The 22,338-nt window shown below is 64.2% G+C and carries 19 protein-coding genes and 2 pseudogenes; 5 read left to right on the top strand and 16 right to left on the bottom strand.

Annotation, left to right across the window (positions count from 1 at the left end; all coding sequences use genetic code 11):
- A pseudogene (locus GSI01S_RS15345) lies at window positions 1–842 on the top strand (ISL3 family transposase); the annotation flags it as partial.
- A 118-nt stretch (window positions 843–960) separates the two neighbouring features.
- On the opposite strand, the gene GSI01S_RS15340 reads toward GSI01S_RS15345, so the two are convergent.
- The 3 genes from GSI01S_RS15340 to GSI01S_RS15330 form a co-directional block, all read right to left on the bottom strand.
- Complete coding sequence (locus tag GSI01S_RS15340; protein ID WP_006897513.1) at window positions 961–2,442, bottom strand: aldehyde dehydrogenase family protein; 1,482 nt, start codon at window positions 2,440–2,442, stop codon at window positions 961–963.
- A gap of 91 nt (window positions 2,443–2,533) precedes the next feature.
- Window positions 2,534–3,658 carry an NDMA-dependent alcohol dehydrogenase gene (locus GSI01S_RS15335; RefSeq protein ID WP_006897512.1) on the bottom strand — a complete coding sequence of 375 codons (1,125 nt, stop codon included), beginning with the start codon at window positions 3,656–3,658 and terminating at the stop codon, window positions 2,534–2,536.
- Window positions 3,659–4,085: 427 nt separating this feature from the next.
- The gene (locus tag GSI01S_RS15330; RefSeq protein ID WP_039867814.1) at window positions 4,086–5,486 is read right to left on the bottom strand and encodes an IS1380 family transposase; all 1,401 of its coding nucleotides are present in this window, start codon (window positions 5,484–5,486) and stop codon (window positions 4,086–4,088) included.
- A gap of 740 nt (window positions 5,487–6,226) precedes the next feature.
- Between GSI01S_RS15330 and GSI01S_RS20345 the strand changes: the two genes are divergently transcribed.
- Window positions 6,227–6,934, top strand: coding sequence for a hypothetical protein (locus tag GSI01S_RS20345; RefSeq protein ID WP_169317723.1), 708 nt, complete (start codon window positions 6,227–6,229; stop codon window positions 6,932–6,934).
- A 127-nt stretch (window positions 6,935–7,061) separates the two neighbouring features.
- On the opposite strand, the pseudogene GSI01S_RS19865 reads toward GSI01S_RS20345, so the two are convergent.
- The 10 genes and pseudogenes from GSI01S_RS19865 to GSI01S_RS15285 all read right to left on the bottom strand — a co-directional run.
- Window positions 7,062–7,874: pseudogene (locus GSI01S_RS19865) on the bottom strand (IS5 family transposase); the annotation flags it as partial.
- 1,007 nt (window positions 7,875–8,881) lie between these two features.
- On the bottom strand, window positions 8,882–9,277 hold the full coding sequence (locus GSI01S_RS15325) for a hypothetical protein (RefSeq protein WP_006897508.1): 396 nt from the start codon (window positions 9,275–9,277) through the stop codon (window positions 8,882–8,884).
- Window positions 9,278–9,703: 426 nt separating this feature from the next.
- Window positions 9,704–10,144, bottom strand: a complete 441-nt coding sequence (locus tag GSI01S_RS15320; protein WP_006897507.1) for a nitroreductase family deazaflavin-dependent oxidoreductase — start codon at window positions 10,142–10,144, stop codon at window positions 9,704–9,706.
- A gap of 19 nt (window positions 10,145–10,163) precedes the next feature.
- Window positions 10,164–11,132: an alpha/beta hydrolase gene (locus GSI01S_RS15315; protein WP_006897506.1), complete on the bottom strand. Its 969-nt coding sequence runs from the start codon at window positions 11,130–11,132 to the stop codon at window positions 10,164–10,166.
- Window positions 11,133–11,294: 162 nt separating this feature from the next.
- Complete coding sequence (locus GSI01S_RS15310; RefSeq protein WP_006897505.1) at window positions 11,295–11,705, bottom strand: PPOX class F420-dependent oxidoreductase; 411 nt, start codon at window positions 11,703–11,705, stop codon at window positions 11,295–11,297.
- The gene (locus tag GSI01S_RS15305) at window positions 11,702–13,075 is read right to left on the bottom strand and encodes a YhgE/Pip domain-containing protein (protein ID WP_006897504.1); all 1,374 of its coding nucleotides are present in this window, start codon (window positions 13,073–13,075) and stop codon (window positions 11,702–11,704) included. Before GSI01S_RS15305 ends, GSI01S_RS15310 begins: the two co-directional genes overlap by 4 nt.
- Window positions 13,076–13,139: 64 nt before the next feature.
- Entirely contained in the window at window positions 13,140–14,102 is a 963-nt protein-coding gene (locus GSI01S_RS15300) for an NAD(P)H-quinone oxidoreductase (RefSeq protein ID WP_039867830.1), read from the bottom strand.
- Window positions 14,103–14,119: 17 nt separating this feature from the next.
- Entirely contained in the window at window positions 14,120–14,929 is an 810-nt protein-coding gene (locus GSI01S_RS15295; protein WP_006897502.1) for an SDR family NAD(P)-dependent oxidoreductase, read from the bottom strand.
- A 76-nt stretch (window positions 14,930–15,005) separates the two neighbouring features.
- Entirely contained in the window at window positions 15,006–15,920 is a 915-nt protein-coding gene (locus tag GSI01S_RS15290) for an acetoacetate decarboxylase family protein (protein ID WP_006897501.1), read from the bottom strand.
- Window positions 15,921–16,048: 128 nt separating this feature from the next.
- Window positions 16,049–16,633, bottom strand: coding sequence for a TetR/AcrR family transcriptional regulator (locus tag GSI01S_RS15285; RefSeq protein WP_006897500.1), 585 nt, complete (start codon window positions 16,631–16,633; stop codon window positions 16,049–16,051).
- Between the two features lie 214 nt (window positions 16,634–16,847).
- On the opposite strand from GSI01S_RS15285, the gene GSI01S_RS15280 reads away from it, so the two are divergent.
- Window positions 16,848–17,531, top strand: coding sequence for a type 1 glutamine amidotransferase domain-containing protein (locus tag GSI01S_RS15280; RefSeq protein ID WP_006897499.1), 684 nt, complete (start codon window positions 16,848–16,850; stop codon window positions 17,529–17,531).
- Between the two features lie 179 nt (window positions 17,532–17,710).
- Complete coding sequence (locus GSI01S_RS15275; RefSeq protein WP_006897498.1) at window positions 17,711–18,559, top strand: SGNH/GDSL hydrolase family protein; 849 nt, start codon at window positions 17,711–17,713, stop codon at window positions 18,557–18,559.
- A gap of 71 nt (window positions 18,560–18,630) precedes the next feature.
- Here the strand turns inward: GSI01S_RS15275 and GSI01S_RS15270 are convergent, their stop codons facing one another.
- The 3 genes from GSI01S_RS15270 to GSI01S_RS15260 all read right to left on the bottom strand — a co-directional run bounded on the left by GSI01S_RS15270 (window position 18,631) and on the right by GSI01S_RS15260 (window position 21,306).
- Window positions 18,631–19,587 carry an NAD-dependent epimerase/dehydratase family protein gene (locus tag GSI01S_RS15270; RefSeq protein ID WP_006897497.1) on the bottom strand — a complete coding sequence of 319 codons (957 nt, stop codon included), beginning with the start codon at window positions 19,585–19,587 and terminating at the stop codon, window positions 18,631–18,633.
- A 118-nt stretch (window positions 19,588–19,705) separates the two neighbouring features.
- Window positions 19,706–20,665: a class 1b ribonucleoside-diphosphate reductase subunit beta gene (nrdF, locus tag GSI01S_RS15265; protein WP_006897496.1), complete on the bottom strand. Its 960-nt coding sequence runs from the start codon at window positions 20,663–20,665 to the stop codon at window positions 19,706–19,708.
- Window positions 20,662–21,306: a superoxide dismutase gene (locus GSI01S_RS15260; protein WP_006897495.1), complete on the bottom strand. Its 645-nt coding sequence runs from the start codon at window positions 21,304–21,306 to the stop codon at window positions 20,662–20,664. Before GSI01S_RS15260 ends, nrdF begins: the two co-directional genes overlap by 4 nt.
- Before the next feature lie 324 nt (window positions 21,307–21,630).
- On the opposite strand from GSI01S_RS15260, the gene GSI01S_RS15255 reads away from it, so the two are divergent.
- Complete coding sequence (locus GSI01S_RS15255; RefSeq protein ID WP_006897494.1) at window positions 21,631–22,323, top strand: hypothetical protein; 693 nt, start codon at window positions 21,631–21,633, stop codon at window positions 22,321–22,323.
- The last annotated feature ends 15 nt before the right edge of the window (window positions 22,324–22,338 follow it).

Below are 22,338 nucleotides of genomic sequence, written 5' to 3'. Positions count from 1 at the left end.
ACTTCGACGGCGTCCGCGTTCTCGGGGTCGATTAGCACAAGCGGAAACACGTCCGCGGCGACGGTTCGTCTTCGTTCGTCACCGTCCTGGTCGACCTGACCCCGGTGGTGGACGGCACCGGCCCGTCGCGCCTGCTGGACATGGTCCCCGGGCGCTCGGCGAAGGTGCTCACCGAGTGGCTCGATGCCCGCGACCAGGTGTTCCGTGACCGAGTCAAGGTTGTCACGATGGACGGATTCGCCGGCTACCACGCCGCCGCCGCCAAAACCGTGCCCGCTGCTCGGACGGTGATGGATCCATTTCACGTCGTGCAGCTTGCCGCCGACAAGCTCACCGTGTGCCGCCAACGCATCCAGCAGGCCACCACGGGGCACCGCGGCCGCACCGGCGATCCCCTTTACGGGATCCGCCGGACCCTGCGCACTCGGGTCGAACTGCTGACCGACAAACAGAAGGTCCGCCTGTTCAAGGCGTTCACCGCCCACGATGCGCACGCGGCGGTGGAGGTCACCTATGGCGTTTACCAGCGACTCATCACTGCATACGAGGCCTCGGGCAGACGGGAGGGCAAGATTGCGATGTACAAACTCCTGCGCTCGATCCGGTCCGGCGTACCCAAGGAACTCCCGGAGCTCGCGCAGCTCGGACGCTCTCTCTGGAAGCGCCACCGCGAGATCCTGGCATACTTCGACACCCGGGCTTCCAACGGCCCGGTCGAGGCCATCAACGGTCGCCTCGAGCACCTGCGCGGAATCGCCCTGGGCTTCCGAAACCTCAACCACTACATCTTGCGGTCACTGATCCACTCCGGTCAGCTTCAGGACCGGATCAATGCACTCTGATTCCGGAAGGGCCGGTTAACTGGAGGGGTCCGCCGGGGCGAGACGGATCGAGAGTGCCTCGCAACGAAGTTTTCGTTGCGAGGCACTCTCAGTGGGTCAGAATTCCGAACAATTCTTCTTACGGGATAGTAAGTCCCCACGCCGCGCGGGCATCGCGGCCCGAGTAGTCAATTGCAATCGACTTCTCATTGGTGTACTCGTTGATGGCATTCGGGCCCATCTCACGGCCGAATCCGCTCTGCTTCACACCTCCGAACGGCAGTTGGCCTGACAGGGCGTGCCAGTCATTGATCCATACGGTGCCAGCCTCAAGTCGATGCGCTAGGTCCATTGCGACCGTATAGTCGGTGGTCCAAACGCCGGCCGAGAGTCCGTACTCACTGGTGTTGGCCTCTGCCACGACGGCATCGATATCGTCGTATGCCATCACTGAGACCACAGGGCCGAAAATCTCCTCCGTAGTGATCTTCATGTCAGGTGTGACGTCGGTGAAGATTGTCGGAGGAACCCACATGCCTTCCCTGTTCAGGTCAGCAGGAAGTTCGGCCTGGAATGCGACGGTTGCCCCATCCTTCTTACCGCTGTCAATGAACCCTTCCACGCGTTCCCGCTGAGCTCGGTTCATCAAGGGTCCGATGTCGGTGCTCATATCTGTGGGATCACCGATAGTGAGCTGCGATGCGCGCTGGACAAGGCGATCAACGAACTCGCGATAGATGGTTCGGTGGACGAACAACCGGGTGCCGGATTCACATGCTTGGCCGGCGTGGACCAAGAAGGCCCAGAGTGATCCGTCTACCGCCAGGTCGAGGTCGGCGTCGGGGAGCACGATGTTTGCTCCCTTTCCGCCGAGTTCCATGGTGACCTTCTTGACACGCTCTGCAGCGTTCGCCATGACCGTCCGTCCAGTGGCAGTGGACCCCGTGAATGAGACCTTCCGGACCTTTGGGTGCTTGGTAAGATGCCCACCGACTTCGGCTCCATCACCAGTGATGACATTGAATACGCCATCGGGCAATCCCGCAGCCTTGAGCACCTCGGCCAAGATGAGAGCCGTTGACGGCGTCTTCTCGTCGGCCTTGAGCACGACAGAGTTGCCCGCTGCGATTGCCGGGATCGACTTCCACACCGTGAGGAGCAGTGGAAAGTTCCACGGAACGATTCCTGCGACGACGCCAATCGGTTCACGACGAATGATGCCGACTACGCTGCCGCTTACCATGGTCGGCTGATCGGTGACGTGTCGTCGCGCCAGGTCGGCAAAGTAGCGGATATGCATGACTGGGAAGCCGACAGAGAGACCTTGAGCGAGCCTGACCGGTGTGCCGTTCTCTCGCGAGGCGAGCAAACTGATTTCTTCGGCGCGGGCTTCGATCGCATCCGCTGCGCGGTCGATTACCGCCGCCCGCTCATGCATCGGAGTTTCGCGCCAGCCGCTGCTGGCGAAAGCCGCTGCGGCGGCTTCGACCGCAGCGTCGACCTCCGCGGTTCCTCCCTTGGCTAGCGTGGCAATCACCGTGCCATCACCCGGGCTGACCACGTCATAGGTTTCGTCGGTATCGACAGACTTGCCGTCAATGAAGAGTGAGTAGTGCGTCATGTTCCCAGAACCAACTTTCTGAACTTGAATGTGTACTCAGCTTCCTTAGCCCAGGAAAGTGTCCTGTGGTGTGTGGTGCTGGTCATGAAACTCAAGCCTCTTCGTAGGTGATGATGCCGCGCAAATTTTTGCCATCCAACATGTCTTTGTATCCTTGGTTAACCTGGTCGAGGGTGTAGGTAGTAGTGACCAGTTCGTCGAGCTTGAGTTCTCCCTCCATATACCAGTCGAGCAGGCGGGGGATATCAATGCGGGGATTCGATGATCCGAACAGACCGCCGCGAATTTCCTTCTCGTACAAGGTGAGGGTTAACAGATCCAGGTCGACCTTTATTTGATCGCCCGGTGCACTCGAGGTCAGAACCAGCACTCCCCGTTTGCCGACCAGCTTCAGTGCTGGCTCCACCAGCTCGCCCTCAGCAACGCTGGTGGTCAGGATGGCCCGATGCGCCAGGGTGCCCCGAGTTAGCTCCGCGATAAGGGGCAGGGCTTCCTCCATGCTTGCGGCCACATGCGTTGCGCCGAACTCCTTGGCGCGCTCTCGTTTGTAAGCCACAGTGTCGATCGCAATGATGTTCTTGGCACCTGCGAGGCGGGCACCTTGTACTGCGTTCATGCCGATTCCGCCGACGCCAATCACGGCCACCGTGTCTCCGGGCTGGGTGCCCGCGGTGTGAAATGCCGAACCCCACCCCGTCGTGACGCCACACCCTACGAGCGCGGCCCGATCAAGCGGAACATCGTCACGGATCTTGATGACATTGTCCTCGTGGACAACAACATACGGGGAGAAGGTTCCCAGCAAGCACATCGTCCCTACGCCTTTGCCACGCGCTTGGACCCGGTGGGTCCCGTCCGAGAGCGCCACTCCTCCGAAGAGGTGGGCTCCGAGATCGCAAAGATGCGAATGTCCACTGACACAGGAGTAGCAACGGCCGCAGGAGGGGATAAACGCCAGCACGACGTGGTCGCCCGGCACGATTCCCTTGACTGCGGAGCCGACTTCCTCAACGATTCCGGCGCCTTCGTGTCCACCGACCATAGGCTCCAAGCCGACAAAGATGCCGGAGTCGATATGGTCGTCCGAATGACAGAGCCCCGACGCTGCGAGTTTGACTCGTACTTCATCAGGCCGAGGATCACCCAGTTCGATCTCTTCGACTGACCAACCCTTGTTCGCGCCAGGCTCCCAGCAAATCGCGCCTCGTGTTTTCATCAGAAAAATCTCCTGTCTCTTCTCGATATTCCTCAGTCGCTCCGCGCGGCCAAGGAGGTTGATAGGAACAAATGGGGATGTCAAAATTTGCTACACGCTGGCCGATTCAGTGTGTGGAGAACCACCATCCCTGATAGCAGTCGCTGTCATAGCCAACCTTCTCTCGCTGAGGTTGTTTGAGCGAACAAGCCAGGCCCACTCGGCTGACCCACCACGCGCTGCCACTCCCAAACGGACGACTGTGTCCTGCGCCACAAGTAGAACACAGACCACATCTTGCCGCAAGCCCCGCTGATTCATGGGGCGTGATGGAGTCGGGTTTCTACGGATGTTGTGTCCGGCGGGTCGTGTAGACGTGTTTGGGCGCCGGCTGGCGCTGCCGGTGGGCGGGTCTCCGGGTGGTGCTGTCGTGGGTGGGCAGGTGGGGTCAGGCCGGTTTGGGGATCGCGGCGATCGTGTGGAACACCGCTTCGATGGCGGTGGCCCAGGGCCAGGTCTCGGGGATTTTGACCCGTCTACGTCGGCTGCTGCGGGTCAGTAGGGCGGCGACGTGGAGGAAGCGGTAGCGCATCGCTTTGGGCTCGCACGCTGCGAGGATGGTGGCGGCGCCGGTGCAGGCCAGCATCCGGGTCCAGGCGACGAGGTCGGCGGCGATCATCACCGCCACCAGCCATGCCTGGTTGAGAGCGAACTCTCGCGAGGGCAGACGGCCCAGGCCGGTGTCTTTGGCGTGGCGGATCCGGTCCTCCACCCGGGCGTGCGCCCGATGCCTGGCCTCGAGGAACTGCAGTTGACCGGTGGCGGTGTTGGTGACGAACGCCTGGTAGCGCCACCCGTCGAGTTCCTCGAACATCGACAACTGGGCGCCGGGGTGGGGCCGCTCACGGCGGACGATGACCCGCATCCCGTCGGGCCACTTGGCGAGCATCCTGGGCGGCAGCAGTCCAGTCAGCTCGGCGATCTCCGCGCCCGGCCTCAGGTCGCCGTCTTGATTCACCGCTGGCCCCCACGCGGTGTCGGGGGCGATCGCGATGGCCCGGCGGATTCCGGCGGTGATCGAGAAGCCGACCGAGTACTCCACCCGCCGACCACGGATCCGATTCTGCTCGGAGATCCACTCCAACAGGTCATGGGAGGCGCCGGCGCCGTCGGATCGGATCAGCACATCACGCCGATGGGCGGCGGGAATCTGGGCGATGGCTTGCCCCAGGACGTCGATGTGGTCGGCCGCGGTGTTCGACCCCGCGTTGCCCGGCCGCAAGCTCGCAGCGAGGAACTCTTCTGTGTTGTCGCACCACACGCCGATCGGGTGGTAGCCGAAGGTGCGCTTGTAGGTCGGCGCGCTCTGTTCTTTCTCGCTGTGGGTGACCACGATGGTGGCGTCCACATCGAGCACGACCGTGTCCCCCAGATCCCGGCCCGCGCACTTGGAGGCCGGCACCCCGCCGGGCAGCTGGGACCACACATGCCGCCGCGTACGGGCCCGCGCGACCTGGATCTTTTTGCGTTTACCAGCGGTGACCTCGTCCAGGGCGCGCCACACCGTCGGAGAGGAGGCGACCGGACCCAGGACAGTGGATTGGTGGCGCAGGACGCGGATGTCGGCGATGGACGTGCCGCCACCTGTGAGCATCACCGCGACATCGGTCAACACCCTGCCACGGTCATGGATCGGGATGGATCGGCGCTGCGCCATGGCCCCCGACAGCTCGGCGGTCAGGCCGACGCGATCAGCCAGAAGACGCGGCGCGATGACCCCGGCATGAGCAATCACCCCGACATCCTCGACGGAGAACGACAGACCAGACGACCACGAAGTACGCTTCACCTACCGAGTGCTTTCTGCTTGAGGATCAGGAACCTTAAACAAGTCCCAGTTTCCCCTGTTCAGGAAGCACTTCGGTCTATTTTCACCCAGCGATCCGCAGATCCCCGTGAACTACCGGGGTTAGCGCCATCAGATTGGTGGGGACGCAGTGGAAACCTTAGAGAAGCGGATTGAAAGGAGTAGTGCGACTGCCACGTCGTTACGACTCCGAAGTCACGTCAGGCCGGACAGGCTGTGGTCTATTCCTTCCTCTTGGAAAGACTATGAGTCCAAGGCAGATTTGGAGCGCGGACTATATGTAGTGCGGGCTTCAGGTTTGGGTGTTGCTGGGTTCTCTCCTAACTGTTGGGCGGCATTCTGGCGCATAAACGTACCTTTGAACGACGCGTTGGAACTGATCGATGGTACGGTCGAATCGATTCCAAACCTGCCTGATTTTGATGTGATTGAGATGAGAACAGAGCCGATCGTCGACGCTGGCCGTCGAGGAGTCCTCTATTATTCGATCATAGATGCCCGGTTCCGGGGTCTTGTTCGTACTGTGACTGAGGTGGAGGTATTAGATGATCCGGAGTCTGAGGGTTGCGCGATTCTTGCTCAGCGAGCGTCGTCGGTGCCTGTGCTAATGCAATCAGATGGGATTCCGTCACTCCGGTCAATCGACGCGCGGACTTTATTCGAATAATGCGATCGGTAGCCTTAGATTGAATGAAGTCGAGCGAATTCGTCGAATGCACAGTGTGCAGGGTGGCACTGTAGCCGTTCTTGAGGCGTTGCTGATTTTGATGCTAGTCGTGTATGTCTGGGCACTTGTGAATATCTGGCCTGCCCTTGATGTCAAGTGGGGTATAGTCATCGCAGCGTTATTGTATGGAATCGTTCCTTGGTCTTTCTGGTTCTTGCTGTACCTAAAGTCGCCGGTATTGACGCCAAAGTTCATGGCAATTCGCGTGGTGCAGGTTGACGGCGGATTCGATATTGATGTCGGCAGAACCTTTGGGTTTGTCTTCTTGGTTCCGCTGATTAGTGGCGTCTCGATGATTCTCTCGCCAATTGTTTCTCCTGCTGTTCTTCCAGGGGGAGGCGTTTCCGGTCGCGCCCCGGTCATAATCGGAATTGCTCTGGTCGTTGCGTATGCAGCGCTGCTTACGGCTAGATCTCACACGCGCATACGGCTTCACTCTACGACTACGACATCGCTATTTCTCGGCATCACGAATGTGGTCTCGGCAAATAATGTCCGGCGGATTATGCTGATCCGTGGCGGAGTGGCGAGGGCGGTGGACGGTGATTATGAACGGAAGGTGTCGATGGGCGGGCGTCCTTATCGGCATGTTCAGAGCCCAAACGTGAACATTGCGATTCCCGTTTCCGTGTTGAACTCTCCAGATGGGTTTTCTGTTGAGGATCTATCGGCAATCGCAGGAATTGAAGTTGTAAGATCGTAATTCTCCCCGTCCTTGATCGGTGGACGAGTGCGGGCTCCGCTACTAGGTTCTGTTGCGAAAGTCGTCTGAGCCAGTGATTGATGCTTGCGATTTCGATGGTGGCGGCGAAGCGGACGGCGAGTTTGTCGTAGCGGGTTGCGCAGGCTCGGTGTTGTGTTAGCTGGTTGATGCCACATTCGACGGCATGGCGGTCCTTGTATCGCTCGGAGTCGAACGCGGGTGGGCGTCCGCCGACCGATCCTCGTCGTTTGCGGTGTCCGTGTTGGTCGGACGGTTGAGCGATCGTGGCCTTGCTGTGGTGGGTTCGCAGCCAGGTCCGGTTGGCCTTCGATGAGTAGGCCTTGTCCGCGAGGACCCGGTCGGGGCGAGACCGTGGTCGGCCGGGACCGGCGCGGCAGACTCGGATTCCTTCCAGGACGGGAATCATCTCGGGGCTGTCGCCGCACTGGCCGGCGGTCAGGAGGAAGGAGAGCACTCCGCGGTGCTGATCGATCGCGACATGGGTCTTCGTCGACCAGCCGCCGCGGGATCGTCCGAGCGCGTGATCGGACGGTTCGTCGGGCACCTTCTCGAGGCTGTCGGCGCGAGCGCCTGCGGCGTGCGCATGAGCTCTGGACGTCATCGAATCAACGCTGACCTGCCACGACAGTCGATTTGAGGCGGCAGCATCGGCGCGTAGTTCGGCATCGATTCGTGCCCAGATTCCGGCGACCTGCCATTGAGTGAACAAGGCGTACACCGGCCACCACGGGCCGTAACGGTCTGGAACGCCTCGCCACGGACAGCCGATGCGAGTTCGGGAGCGGACCCCGTCGATCAGCGCTCGCAGACAATACTGGCGGGGTCGACCGCGTCTGGGCGGGGTTGGAAGGTGCGGCTCGAGAACCGTCCACTGCCTGTCGGTCAGGTCATGGCGCGCTGATGCCGATACGGTGGCCATGGGAGGCCTCCCTGCGAACGTTGATAATTAGACACCAACTGCGTTAGCGCGGAGGCCTCCCGTCATGCACGCGGACACGCCGACGCCACACCAGCCACTTTCGTAACAGAACCTAGTCCGCGGGCGCGGTCGTTGCTCTCGCGGGGTGGGTCGACTCGGGGGAAGATCGGCTCGTCTGACTTGGTCCTGATTCACGACAGGAGCAGCCCCGATCGGTACGTTTTCGATGAGAATGTGCCTCCCGGTGGACACATTCGAATCAACTCGGACGGTTCGGCGACGGTGCTCGATGCTGACGGGAAGGTCGTCAAGCAGATCGGGCGTCCGTGGGCGTTCGACGCCGCCGGCCGACCGCAGAAGACCTGGTACGAGGTCGACGAGAACGGCAACTTGGTTCTAGTTGTGGAACCGGCCGACAACGTTTTGTACCCCATTCTCGCAGATCCTCCGGGCGATACGGGCGGCGGCTTGATCGCTCCCACGACCGGCGACAATGGTGCTGACATTGGTCTGGTGGGTGCGGTGAGCGCACTAGGAGAATCCGATCGCGGCGGAAACCGTGGACAGGTCATTGGGAGGCGATCCCGCTGGTCGGTCCCTCGGGCTGCTGCACGAGGAGGAGGAGGCGTCTGATCTGGCGTGCCCGGCAGTCTGGGCCTAGAAGGGTGACCATCGTGCCTCAGCCGTGTCCGCAGAAGTTCTGTGATGATCTGCGGAGGGACACCCGGATGCCGGCTGCGCGGCGCGTCCAGGTGTCCTCTTCTCCGCAGTGGGCAGAGTCGTTGTGCATAGCCCCTGCGCGGCCGCCCTGCATAGTGGATCGCACGACGGCCGCATCGACGCCGATGCAGTGCGGTTGCCAGTTCCGCTCTGCGGAGTCAGTCTCGGACTATCGGGGGTCGTGCACATGTGCGTCGCTGACGACTGGTCTACGCCGAGTTCGCGCTTCCGTCCTGCCCAGCCTTTCGTAAGACATCACGAAGACCGGGATAGAGTCCGGTGAGCGTCTACGGCTTCTTGGTTTTGTTGTAGAAGCGTTCGACGGTGTAGTTGTACTTGGTCCCGTTGATGCTGCCGCCGTACTTCTTCTGGTTCTCGCCGGTGCTACCGGACATCTTGCATGTCAGTTTCCAGTTGAAGTATGTGTCGCCCATCTTCTTCTTGTTGATCTGGAACGTATGCGTCGCCGACTTGCCGGAGGTGGCGCGTTTCTTGCCGTTCTCCGGGGTCCAGACGTAGAACTCCTTGATGCTGTCGCCCGGCGCGGAGCACGTTCCTTTGACGCTGAGGGTGAGGGGACCGGCAGAGATGCGGGCATCGGCTACTCCGGCTCCTGTGCCGAGACCCAGGCTGAGCGCAGCGGCGGCCCCGGCCAGTGCGACGGGGGTCAGGAACTTATTCATGGTTTCTCCTTCGAAATTCTTGCCGGTCGAGTGTCCTCGAACGCGGACCGAGTGCGACACGGTGTGGAGTGACGCTAACGGTCAACCGACTTGGAGTGCGGTTGCTGCGCAGGAGAATCCCTCATATTGAGGACCTGAGATCATCCGTTCCAGCGACAGCGTGAGACGGGCCGCTGAGTTCAGGCCACTCGCGCAGGCTGTGTGCTTGGAAGCGATCTCCGGTGGAAACGTGAGGTGCTCCGGGGCGCCGTGTCTGCGGTGTGAGATCTCATCGACCGGCGCCGATGAATGTCCGCGCAAATGGGACAGCCATCCGAGGCGGTCGGATATGACTCCGCGACGGGACGAACGGCAGGGCCACCGCGAGTTCGGCAGTATGGCCGGACGACCTTCGGCTGTAGTCCGACTCCATTCGCTGCGCCGCTGTCAGGGACGCAGGTCGCAGATCACCAGCGGGATGTCGCGACTGGTGCGCTCCTGGTACTTCGCGTATCCGCGGTATGCGCGGACCACTTCGGGCCAGAGTTCGGCTTTCTCCTGCGGATCAGCCGTCCGTGCGTGGATCGGTATCCGATTTCCGTCGAGAGTGATCTCGGCGTCGGGCGTCGCCATGAGATTTCGATACCAGTCCGGGTCGCGATCGTCGCCGCCCTTCGACGCGACAAGAATCAGTCGCTGGTCGTCGTGCACCGGGGTGGTGAGGTAGCAACTGCGGGGCAGGCCGGATTTCCTGCCGACGGTGTGGAGTTCGACCACCGGCATGCCGAACGGCCGGTCCAGCAGTCGGCCCCCGCTGACGGTCAGCACCAGGCGGTGGGCCCAGTTCATCAGTTTGGGCGCCCAGTCTCTGGTCGGGCGCGGGATCATCTGATCATCCCTCACTCGGTCAGTTCAGCGCATCCCGGAGGAAGTCGATCGTCAGTTTCCGGGCGACGATGGCGGCCTTGGTGTCGCGCAGGCTGTCGAGCAGCAGGAAGTCGTGCACCATACCCGCGACGCGGACGGAAGTGACGTCGACCCCGGCTTCACGCAGTTTGTTCGCGTACTGCTCGCCCTCGTCGCGCAACACGTCCGCCTCGTCGGTGATCACGAGTGTCGGCGGAAGTCCCTCGAGTTCGTCGAGACTCGCCTGGAGCGGCGACGCATACTTCTCGGCGCGTTGCGCGGGGTCGGTGGTGTACGCGTCCCAGAACCACTTCATCCCGTCGCGCGTCAGGTAGTAGCCCTCGGCGAACTGCAGGTACGACGGGGTGTCGAAGTCGGCATTGGTGACCGGGTAGAGCAGCGCCTGTGCTTTGAGGTCGATTCCGCCGCGGTCCTTGTTCATCAGCGCGAAAACCGCCGACATGCAGCGGCCGACGGACTCGCCGGTCACCGCGACCCGGCTGGTGTCCATGCCGTACGACGCGCCGTTCTCGAGAATCCATCGGCCGACGGCGTAGTTCTGTTCCACCTGGGTCGGGTAGCCGTGTTCGGGGGCGCGGTCGTACACCGGGAAGACTCCTACGGCGCCCGCTCCGACGGTCAGTTCGCGGAACAGCCTGTCGTGGGTCTGATCGTCGCCGAAAACCCAGCCGGCACCGTGGATGTAGACCAGGACCGGCAGCGGCCCGGTCTCGCCGCGGCGCCGGATGATGCGCGTCCTCACTGTTCCCCACTCGCCCGCATCCACCTCGACCCACTCCTCGTCCACGTCGGGTCGTGGCACATCCGGGTTGTCCTGCAGGTCGGACAGGATCTTTCTGCCCTCTTCGGGCGGCACCTCGTAGATCCGGGGGTGCGGGTCGGTCGCGTCGGCCAACTCTTTGGCGGCGGGTTCGAGGACCGGGGTGATCGGCGGGGGCAGTTCGGACATGACAACTCCGTTCAGCGTGTCGGATGTTCTGTTGCGTGCCGGAGTCCACAATGTCGACATTGCTTACATGCGGACACCTGCGACGCTATCACCGTGGATGATCGAGTGGTAGACCTTCCGGCGAGGAGAATCGCCGGCGTGCCCGACTCCGGATCGCGCGGGCTATCGAAGGGCTTCGTCGAGCGTGATGACCAGGACGGCCTCGCCGAGCGGGCGGCGCGTCAGCTTGGCCTTGATCGAACTCCATGCACCGACGACGACGGCCTGAACTCCGTACTTGGTGCGCAGGGCCCGCCGTGCCCGATCGAGTTCCGCCCCGCCGACGGTGATCGTCGCCCGGCCGGTCAGAGTGACAGCGTCGGGGCCGATCCGGCCGCGGAGGTCGCATTCGGTGAGCTCTACTCGAGAATCATTGCGCAGCCGCTTGGCCTTCCCCGATTCGGGTGCGGTGACCACGCCGATCCGGCCGCCGTCGAGCGGGACCGTCCACACCGGGGTGGCCACGCGCTCACCCGACTTCCGGAAGGTCGTGACGGAGACGTAGCGGGAGCGGGCGGGATCGAATGCGGTCATGACGCGCCTTTCGTCGTTTCTTCGGTGGCGGGCTCGGGAGGTCGGAGCGCTGTGCGTACGGGGTCATCGGGATGGCGGGTGAAGGCCGGCACGCGGTCGAACAACCGCGTCGCGGTGAGTCCGACGATCACGCTGACGGCGGTGAGGACGCCCAGATACACCCAGGCGTGACCGAGGCCCGAACCCGGACTCGAATCCAGATAGAGCATCGAGCGCAGACCGTCGACGATGGCTCGCATCGGTTCCACCGGCGCTATCGTCCGGAAGAAGTCGGGGGTCGCTTCCAGCGGGATCGCGCCTCCGGAGGACGTCATCGCCAGGGCCACGAAGAGGAAGGTGTTCACCAGCGGACCGAAGGAACCGAAGACGGCGAACACAGTGAGCGCACCTAGTCCGACCGCGATCAGCGCGGCGGTCGAGAACAGCCACAGGTCCAGCGGTCTGGCCATCGGCATGCCCAGGACCGGGCCCGCGATGAGCAGTGCGGCGCCCGCGGTCGCCGGAGCCACGCCGATCATGACCAGCCATTTGGCGATCAGCGTGCGCATCCGAGACAGGTGTCGGTAGGGGTTACGGCGAACCCGCGGCCCGGTCTCCTGGGGTAGGAAGCCGACGGCGGTGTCGATCAGCGGATGGATCGCCGAGGCACCGATGAACGCAACGATGATCAGCACGATCGCGAGATAGAAGACGCTGGTGCCGAGCCCCGTGTGGGACGGGAGAGGGTCGAGCGCAGCGGTGGAGATCGAGAACGGGGTGGCGAGCGCCGTGGCAGCCGCGACGTTCGGGGCAGAACCGGCCGACGCGAGGAGTTGCCTGCCGAAGGCGGTGCGCACGGCTTCGACCACCGGGGTCACGTTGCCGGTGAACAGGCCGGTGGTCATCGCGCCCGCCCGCGACGTGGTGTCGAGGTGGACGGTGGCGTTCGCGGGTTCGCCGGGCCCCGGCCCGGTCAGCGCCGCAAGCTGCGCGTCGAAGTCTGCGGGGATTCTGATGATGCCGACGATCGAGCCGTCGCGCATGCGGGCATCCGCTTCGTCACCCGGCAGCCGCTGCAGAGCGATCTTCTGCGGGTCGACGTGGCGTGCGATCTCGTCGGCCACCCGCCCTGCCGGGCTCTGCCCTCCGAGCTGGACAGTCTGCGGGGTGACGACCAGCGCCACGGGCAGGTCCTCGAGGTCGCCCTGGGGATCGAGGGTGCCGCCGAGATACACCGCGGGTATCGCGAAGCCCAGTCCGATGACGAGCACGACGGCGGCGATCCAGGTCCGGGGATGCCAGAGGAAGCGCCGGGTCGCGGGCTCGCCGGTGACCCGCGTCTCGGGGACGTCCTGCGGGTGCGCGGGGTCGGTGGAACGGTTCTCGCTCACGGGCGGAACTCCTTGAGGTCATGGGTGATCGCATCGTTCGCTCACCACTGGATGAGCGGACGGATCAGGGGAGCAGGAGCACCTTGCCGACGGAGTCCTTGGACTCCAGCAGAGTCTGCCCCCGGTCGGCTTCGGCGAGGGGGAGAGTGGCGGAGATGACCGGTGCGATCAGCCCCTGCTCGACGAGCGGCCACTCGTCGGCGGTGACGGCCGCGACGATGTCGGCCTTCGACCCCGGTCCGGTGAGCGGCCGGTTCCGCACGTTCAAGCCGATCACTCGGGCGCGTTTGCCGATCAGTGCGCCGACGTTCACCTCGCCGGTGAGCCCGCCCTGCATGCCGATGACGACGAGACGACCGCCGACATTCAGCGCGTCGATGTTTCGCGAGAGGTAGCTGCCGCCCATGATGTCGAGGATCACGTCGACCTGCCCGGAGAGTTCGGCGGCGAAGTCCTGTTCCCGGTAGTTGATGACGATGTCGGCACCGAGTTCGCGGGCACGCTCGGCCTTGCCCGCGGAGCCGACGGTGACCGCGACACGGGCGCCGATCGCCTTCGCGACCTGGATGGCGTGCGTGCCGATGCCGCTGCCGCCGCCGTGCACCAAGAACAGTTCTCCGGCCCGGAGCCCGGCGTCCATGACGATCGTCGACCAGACGGTACTGGCCACCTCGGGCAGTGCGGCCGCGTCGACGAGCGGCACCCCGGCGGGAACCGGCAGCAGTTGTGTTGCGGGGACGACGGCGTACTGGGCGTACCCGCCGCCGGCGATGAGGGCACACACCTCCTGGCCCACTGCCACGTCGCCCACTCCGGGCCCCAGCGCCGCGACCGTCCCCGAGACCTCCATGCCCATGATGTCGGTGATGCCCGGCGGCGGCGGATAGAGTCCCTGGCGCTGCATGAGGTCGGCTCGGTTGATGCCGGCGGCGGCGACGCGTACGAGGACCTCGCCCTCGGCGGGGATCGGAGTGGCGACGCCGTCGAGCACGAGGTTCTTCTCGTCGTCGACGACGATGGCGCGCATGGTCTTCGGAATGTCGGTCATTTCAATGCCTTACCCGCGACGGCGGTGGCGACCGAGCGAGGCGCGAGCCGGGCTGCGACAGCACTGATCGCGTTGATCCGGCCGGAGACGATTCCGGCTCGGGGATGGGAACGGTCGAGTTCGGCCAGCGCGTTCGAGACCACCTGCGCGGGTGTCTGGAAGCGGCCGACCGCAGCGTCTTCGGTACCGACCACGTCGAAGAACTCCGTCCTCGTGGGTCCCGGGCTCAGGCACAGAACCCTGAGCCCGGAATCGCGCGACTCGTAGGCGAGCGCCTCGGTCAGCGAGAGGACATAGGCTTTAGACGCGCCGTACGCCGCCATCCCGGGGGTGGGCTGATGTGCGGCCGTGCTCGCGATGTTGATCAGTACGCCACGTCCGCTTGAGCGCAGGTGAGGCAGGAACTCCCGGGTGAGCGCCGTCAGCGTCGAGACATTCAGCGTGACCATGTCGGCCAGGGCAGTCGGGTCGTTCTCCGCGAACGCTCCCTTGATCCCGAAACCGGCGTTGTTGATCAACGAATCGATCGTGATTCCGCGCTCGGTGAGCGCGGCGCTCAGCGCCGGCGCCGCGTCGGACCGCAGCAGATCCATCGCGATGACAGTCGCTGTGATGCGGTGAGTGCGTTCGAGCCGTGCGGCCAACTCGCGGAGTCGTTCCTCACGACGTGCCACCAGCACCACGTCGGAGCCGCGGCGTGCGAGCTGTGCGGCGAACTCGGCGCCGAGGCCGGAACTCGCGCCGGTGATCAGTGTCGTCGTTCCCTGGTAGCGCACCGGATCTCGATGGTTGAATCCGCCGATCATGACCGGCCTCCCTTCGGCAGGCGGCGTGTTTCGTTCTGCGGTCGCACGGTGTGGTGAATGGTCATGGCCCGGCCGTTCAACGAACGGAGAAGGGGACAGGCATGTGCAGGGCCGCCTGCGCGGAGGTGTTCACGTCGAACTGGATCGTGCGGATCGGCTTGAGCGATCGCAGGTCGTCCGACAGTCGGCCCGTCCCGAGAGTCAGATCGAGCCCGCTCGGGAACCGTGCGCCGCCCGACCGGAGGACGTTGGTCTGATTCAACGTGGAATGCCAGGCGCCGTCGCGCTGGGTGTACGAGGTCAGGGTGGAGACCTTCTCGCCGCTCGCGTGGGTCTTCTGCTTCGGTGTGCGGGCGGAGAACTCGAGGTCGATCCCGCCGTCGCTGTTGGCGATCCGTGCGCTGGTGCGGGCGTCGTCGATGTCGACGTCGAGGTCGGTGACCCATTTCGGGAATCCGTAGCCGTCGTGGCCGCGGACCTGGGCGATCTCAGTGTTCACCGGGAGCGACAGCACGTAAGTGTGGAGATGATCGTCTCCGAGTGCGGCGATCACGTCGGCCAGGGCGGTCCGGCGACCACCGTTGCGGGCGGGGCGCACCGCCACGCCGACGGCCGCTTCGGTGTAGAAGTCGATGTCGCACACGTCGTAGCGGAACAGCATCAGGGATGCGACACCGAGGCCGGGGGCGATTTCGAGAGGTGACAGCTGATCGGGGAGCCGCTTACGGATGGCGCTGCTCGGCGCGAGCATCGTGAGTCGGGCGGACGACATCGAGTAGTAGAAGTTCGGCGTACGCGTGGGACCGATGGGCGATTCGACCTGCGTCTTGGGGAGTTCGCGGAAGAAGTCGACGCCGGGTACGCGCGGGTCGTCCGCGACCTCGTCGAGCGGGGTGTCCATGCGATAACGGTCGAACAAGCCTCCCCTGGGAACCGTGACGGTCCTGCCGCCCAGATCGACCTCGACGGTGTCTTCGGCTGGTGTGCTCATCGGGTTCTCGCTTCCGTCCTCATGTATGCGTTGCTTACATGAGCATAGACCTCGACTGCGGCACTGTCCACGGGTCGCGCGAGTCGCGTCGGCGATACGGGTGAGGTGCGAGGTGGAAGGGGTTCCGGTCAGGCTTCGGTGCGGGCGCGGAGCGTCGCCGTGACGACCGACCGGACGGTCGACGAGACGAACTCGCTCGACGAGGAGTCGAGCTTGCCGTCGAGGAAGAGGAACGCCAGGCCGTGGACCAGCGCCCAGGCGCCGGTCGCCACCGTTTCCGGCGTATCGGACGGCATGGTGCGCGTCACGATGTCGAGCAGATAGGCGTTGATGGCTTCAATGGCGTCGACGCGTTCGGGGCTGTCGGCGTCGCACACTCCGCCGAACATGACGCGGAACAGTCCGGGACGGGTGATCGCGAATTGCACGTACGCCACAGCGATCTCGCCCAGGTCGGACGGGTCGCGCGGAGAGGGGTGCGCGGCTTCCAGGGCTGCGGCCAGGTCCCGGTAACCGACGGCGGCCACTGCGGAGAGAAGTGCGTTGCGGTCGGCGAAGTGCCGGTACGGTGCACCGGTGGAGACTCCCGCGCTTCGGGCGACGGCGCGCAGGGAGAGATCGGCCTCTGATCCGTTCTCGTCGAGCAGCTCGATCGCGGTGCGTACGAGCGTCGCAGGCAGGTCGCCGTGGTGATACGCCGAACGCGATTGCATACTCCAACGGTACCAAGCGGACAGTGTGTCTCGATCGGTGCGTCGGCTCCTCGCTCCGTCGCTCGAATCGGCCCATTCCGTTGACGGCCTTGGTCGGAAGCAATAATGTAAGCGGCGTGCACATGTCGGTGTCCGGCGACGAGCTCGGCGCGGAGTGCGCGAGATTCACCAATCGATCCCGATTGTCGGGCGATCTACCGGGAGGCATTGCCCCATGCCGAAGCGCATCCTCAACGTCGTCACCAATGTGGGTCACTACGACGATCCCTCACACAAGACCGGCCTCTGGCTCTCCGAACTCACTCACGCCTGGCACGTCTTCGAAGACGCGGGCTTCGAACAGGTTCTGGTGAGTCCCAAGGGCGGCGCGGTGCCGCTCGAGCCGCGGGCGCTCAAGTTCCCCAACTATGACAAGACGGCCAAAGCGTGGCGGGCCGACCCCGCGCGGATGGCTCTCCTGGAGAACACGCTGAGCCCGGAGGACGTCGACTCCGCGGATTTCGACGCGATCTATTTCACCGGCGGTCACGCCGTGATGTACGACTTTCCCGACAGTGAAGGACTCCAGCGGATCACCAGGGAGATCTTCGAGCGCGGCGGCATCGTCTCGTCCGTCTGTCACGGATATTGCGGTCTGCTCAACACCAGACTGTCCGACGGTTCGTATCTCATCGCCGGCCGGAGGATGACCGGGTTCGCTTGGCGGGAGGAAGTGCTCGCCCGAGTCGACAAGCTCGTGCCGTACAACGCCGAGGAGCGCTGCAAAGAACGCGGAGCTCTCTACGAGAAGGCGAAGTTGCCCTTCGTCTCCTATGTGGTCGTCGACGGCAATCTCGTGACCGGACAGAATCCGGGTTCGGCTAAGGAGACTGCGGAGAAGGTGGCCGCTCTTCTCTGATCGGCGCGGTGGCGGGTGGCCGCGGCTCGCCGGTAGGGCGGTACTGATTGGTACCAAACTCTTGTACCGGCGAGTAACGAATGTCTATTCTCATCGGTGGTGACATAGGCGACCATCGACGTCGAATGTGATTCAGGGCTATTCCTTCGGTCGATCGGTGGCATCGAGAAGGAGACGTGATGAAACGATTCGCCTCGGCAGCGCTGGCTTCCGCACTATTGCTCGGCGGAGGCGGGCTCGCGGCTCCGGCCGCTTCCGCCGCTTCCGATCTCGGACCGCGTGGGGCGCAGTACGTCTCGCTCGGCGACTCATACGTGGCGGCCGGCGCACTGGCGGACCTGTACGGCAGCCGAGGAAACCCGACACCGTCCTGCAGCCAGGCGCCCGACGACGTCGGCCATCTGGTCGCGAAACGACTCCGCGTGAGCTTCGCGGACTGGGCGTGCAGCGGCGCTGAGACAGTCGACGTCCTCAAGAACACGCCCAAGGGACGTCAATTGAACGGGTTGAGCGGAAAGACCCGTTATGTGTCGGTCTCGATCGGCGGCAACGATGAGATGATCTTCGGCGGACTGATGGCGAACTGCTTGATCGGGGCGTTGTGCAATACGCAGTTCCGGGAGGCGACAATGGCCAAGATCGACCGTCTCGGACACAGACTCGACACGGTGTACGCTGCGATCCGCACCGCGGCGCCTAATGCGAAGGTCGTCGTGCTGCCGTACCTGCGTGTCCTTCCCGGTGATCCGCGCGGATGTTTCGTCGACGGCCTGATGGGACGCGATGCGGTCGCCTTCGCGAACAGGGCCGAGAACAAGCTGAATGCGACGATCATCGGTGCCGCGAAGCGTGCGGGATTCACCGTGGCGGACGATCAACAGGCCGGACACGACATGTGTGCCCCCGACGGGCAGCGATATGTCTCGATGACCGGGGTCGGGCCGAAGGACGACGGCGTACCGATCCACCCGACGCTCGCCGGACGGCAGTACACCGCCGATCTGATCGCCGCGGCCTTCCGTAGCTGACGACGTTCGGGACGAGCGCTCGGGCCGCCGCGACGCTGCCGGCTCAGTGTTGTCGGCCCGGCGTCGTCGGCTCAGCGGTGGCCGGCCGGGTCCGGCCGGTCCGCCGACTCGGCGCGGATCGCACCCAGACCCTCGCGGTACGTGGTGATGCGGAAATCCGGGAAGCGCTCGGCGAACTTCGAAGCGTCGAAGACGTTGTCGTGAGCGTAGCGGGGTAGCAACTCCCGGATCTCCCGCACCTGCGGGCTGACGGTGCCGATGGCGGTGAGAGCCCATTTGGGGATGACGGTGAACCGGTCGGGCGCGCCGAAGGCGTCGGCGGCCATGTGAACGAATTCCCGGTAGGTGGGGTGACTGTGGTCGACCGGGAGGTGCCAGGTCTGACCGTAAGCGTCCGGCGCATTGCCGAGAGCGGCGAGTGCGCGGCTCGCGTCGGGTGTCCAGATGAGGGTGCGCGCACGGTCGGCCCGCACCGGGACCAGCGGCGTCTTTCCGGCCTTGATTCGGTCGACGACCAGTGAGTTGGTGAATCCCTGTGTGCGCCCGGGGCCGTAGAACTCCGGGGCGCGGGCGATGAGGGCGGGGATGTCGCGCCGTGCGATCTCGTCGAGCACCATCGTGGCCATGTCGGCGCGGACTCGGCCCTTGCGGCCGACGGGCGCGAACGGAGTGTCCTCAGTCTGCACGCGGTCGTCCTGCGGATACATGTACGTGTTGTCGAAGTAGGCGAACTTCGCTCGCGCGGACTCGGCGGCGTCCAGCGCATTGCGCAGCATCGTCGGGAACTGGGTCTCCCAGAGTTGCGTGTCCGCGGGGAGGCCGGCGGTGAAATACACGATCTCACTGCCGGCCACCGCCTTCGCGGTCTCCTCGGCGTCGAGCAGATCGGCGCTCACGACGCGGTCTGCGGCGTCCACCTTGCGAGGATTCCGGCTGACGAGCCGAAGGTCGTCGGTGTATGAGCGCCGCAATTCACGCGCCAACCCGATCGCTATCTGACCGTTCGCCCCCAGAATCGTCTGCGTCATCGCCGAATGTCCTTCCGCCGGCCGCCCGTTAGACGAGGCCGCCGATATGTATGCACTGATTACATCAGCGTAGGCTCGGCCCCGATCGCTGTCAACGCGGCTGTGCGTGGGCGTCGGTTCAGAAATCCCAGTCGGCGTCGGTTGTCGGCTGCTGGGAGCCGATGACGTAGCTGCTTCCCGAGCCGGAGAAGAAATCGTGGTTCTCGGCGGCGCCCGGATCGAGTGCGGACATGATCTCGGCGGGTACGCGACACTGGTCGGGCGGGAACAACGGATCGAGTCCGAGATTCGACAGTGCCTTATTGGCGTTGTAGCGCATGTAGGGAAGAACGGGCTCGGTCATCCCGAGTCCGTCGTACAGATCGTGTGCGTAATCGACCTCGTTGTCGTACAGATCGGTGAGCATGGAGTAGGCGAAGTCGGCGAGTTCGGTGCGCCGCGCGCGGTCGGCGTCCTGCACGCCGCGCTGGAACTTGTATCCGATGTAGTAGCCGTGGACTGCTTCATCCCGGATGATCAGGCGGATGATGTCGGCGGTATTGGTGAGGATCGATCGCGCCGCCCAGTGCAGAGGCAGGTAGAAGCCGCTGTAGAACATGAACGACTCCAGCATCACTGAGCTGATCTTCTTCTTCAGCGGGTCGTCGCCGCGATAGTAGTCGTGCACGATGCGAGCCTTGCGTTGCAGATATGTGTTCGCGCGCGACCATGCGAAGGCCTCGGTGATCTCCGGTGTGGAGCACAGGGTGGAGAAGATGGAGCTGTAGCTCTTCGCGTGCACCGACTCCATGAACGCCATGTTCGTGTACACGGCTTCTTCGTGCGGCGTGACGGAGTCGGCCAGCATCTCGATGCAGCCGACAGTGCCCTGCATGGTGTCGAGCAGTGTCAGGCCGGTGAACACCCGGATCGTCAGCGTCTGCTGCTCGCGGCTCAGGGTGTCCCAGCTGGGCAGGTCGTTCGACAGCGGCACCTTCTCGGGAAGCCAGAAGTTCGCGGTCAGTCGGTTCCAGACGTCCAGGTCCCGCTGATCGGCGATGTCGTTCCAATTGATCGCCTCCAGCGGTGAGGTGCTCATTCCGTGGCTCCGGTGGCCGGAGTGAGGAACGACGTAGCGGTGCCGCGCTGCGCGATCTCGAAGCGGTCGGCGACGTCGGACCAGTCGATCAACGACCACAGCCGGTCGATGTAGTCGGTCTTGACGTTGCGGTACTGGAGGTAGAACGCATGCTCCCACGTGTCGAAGACGAGAATCGGGGTGGTCGTCGGTGCGACGGTGATGTGGTGATCGTGGATCTGAGTCACCACCAGCCGTACGCCGAGCGGGTCCCACGACAGGGCCGCCCAGCCGGCTCCCTGCACGCTCGCGGCGGCGGCGTTCATCTCGGCCTGGAATGAGTCGAAGTCGCCGAAGTGCTCGTCGATCGCGGCCGCAAGTGCGCCGGCGGGCCGGCCGCCGCCTTCCGGCGACAGGTTGGTCCAGAACATCGAGTGCAGGATGTGTCCCGCCAGATGGAACGCCATCGCGCGCTCCAACCCGGGGAGATTCGAGAAGTCGCGGTCGGCCCGAGCCTGTTCGATTCGCTCGAGCGTGGTGTTGGCTCCCTTGACGTAGGCGGCATGGTGCGCGCCGTGATGCAGCTCCATGATCTCGCCGCTGATGGCGGGTTCGAGATCGCCGTAGTCGTAGGGCAGTTCGGGCAGGTGGTAGACGGGCACCGGTGACTCTCCTCGTTGAGCGTGACTCTCGTACGTCACGCCACCCTAGCGAGGATTCGGGTAACCGAACAAATTACTTTAGAGAAGTTGTATCCATTCTTCGTCTACTGGTAATTAGGTTTCTCAAGGGTGCACGATCACCGCCATCGAGGAGGATGCGAGCATGCATCCGCGCTCGGACTTGAATGCGGAAGTGTGGCCCGGAACGTGCGCACCGCGACTGCAGGATGTCGAGGTCGACGAGGGCGAGGTTGGTGCTGCAGTCGCGCTCGAGGCATGATCCGACGATTCGACTATCGGGGCGTGACGCCGTAGCGTTCTCGGGTGCACTCCGACGACGACACGAGAGTCCCCGCATGGCGGGTGGCCGGCGAAATCCCCGTTCCGTTCTCCGACGCCCTCTCCGCGTGGGCCGTCGCGGCCCGGGAGGCCTTGATCGAGACCGCGCGCGTGTACGGCTCCCTCATCACCCAGGCTGAGCTGGGATTCCAGGTTCAGAGCCAGACCGGCATCAAGGCCGGCGCTCCGGTCCGCAAGTGGATCGCCGATCTCCTCGGGGCCGTCACCGATGGGCAGGACGACGACGAACCGCTCCTGGCGTCGCTGTGTGTGCTGCTCGACCAGACAGCCGGTGATGCTTACGCGCATGCGCTCGGTGTCGCGGGCCGGTCCGTCCCCGCCGATCTCGACTCGGATGCGGCGCACGTGCGGTTCCGCTGCTACGAGTTCTTCGGCGCGACGATCCCGGCGGGTGCCCGCCCGTCGCTGGCTCCCCGGGTAGCGGAGAAGCGCGCCGCTCGCGGTCCGGCACGACCGCCCACGGCGGCCAAGTCGTCAGCGAAGGCGGCCAAATCCGCTGCGCCGGGAACGAAGCCCGCGGCCACGGCTGAACCGAAGCCGAAGAAGGCCAAGGCCAAACCCAAAGCCGACCCGAAGCTGGAAGAGTCCAAGCCCAAGCTGTGCCCGAACTGCTTCACCGTGCTCTCGACATCGGGTGAATGCGGCTTCTGCTACTGAATGCCGCGCTCGCGG

Origin of the sequence: Gordonia sihwensis NBRC 108236 (genome assembly GCF_000333035.1) — a bacterium.
In the GTDB taxonomy this organism is placed as follows: domain Bacteria; phylum Actinomycetota; class Actinomycetes; order Mycobacteriales; family Mycobacteriaceae; genus Gordonia; species Gordonia sihwensis.
Note: the sequence above shows the minus strand (reverse complement) of the source record. Positions and strands in the feature narration are given on the sequence as shown.